Source organism: Micromonospora sp. URMC 107 (assembly GCF_051386315.1).
GTDB lineage: Bacteria > Actinomycetota > Actinomycetes > Mycobacteriales > Micromonosporaceae > Micromonospora.
Map to the genome: position 1 here is coordinate 1 of NZ_JBPQTK010000306.1, position 441 is coordinate 441.

Here is a 441-nt window from a genome sequence, read left to right on the forward strand (position 1 = left end):
CCCCGGGCCCGGCGGGGTATCGGGGCCGGACGGGCCGGGCCCGGGGCGGCGCGGACCGGGCGGCGCGCCCGGGCTCGGGGCGGGCGGCGGCACGGCGGCGGACGCCGTCCCGGCGGCGCCGGGTGGCGGCGCGACGGAGCGCGCGGGACCGGCCGGGCCAGCATCGGGACGCGCGGCACCCCGCGCGGGACCAGCCGTACCAGCGTCCGGACGCGCGGCACCCCGCGCGGGACCAGCCGGGCCAGCATCGGGACGCGCGGCACCCCGCGCGGGACCAGCCGGGCCAGCATCCGGACGCGCGGCACCCCGCGCGGGACCAGCCGGACCAGCGTCCGGACGCGCGGCACCCCGCGCGGGACCAGCCGGACCAGCATCCGGACGCGCGGCACCCCGCGCCGGACCAGCCGGACCAGCGTCGGGGTGGGCCCGGCCGGTCCGGCG

Annotated in this window: 1 protein-coding gene; it reads right to left on the reverse strand. The window is 85.9% G+C overall.

Annotated features, from left to right (window positions below; all coding sequences use genetic code 11):
• The coding region (locus ACSNN9_RS28650; protein WP_436676417.1) for a hypothetical protein at nt 1–441 on the reverse strand (441 nt) is incomplete at both ends.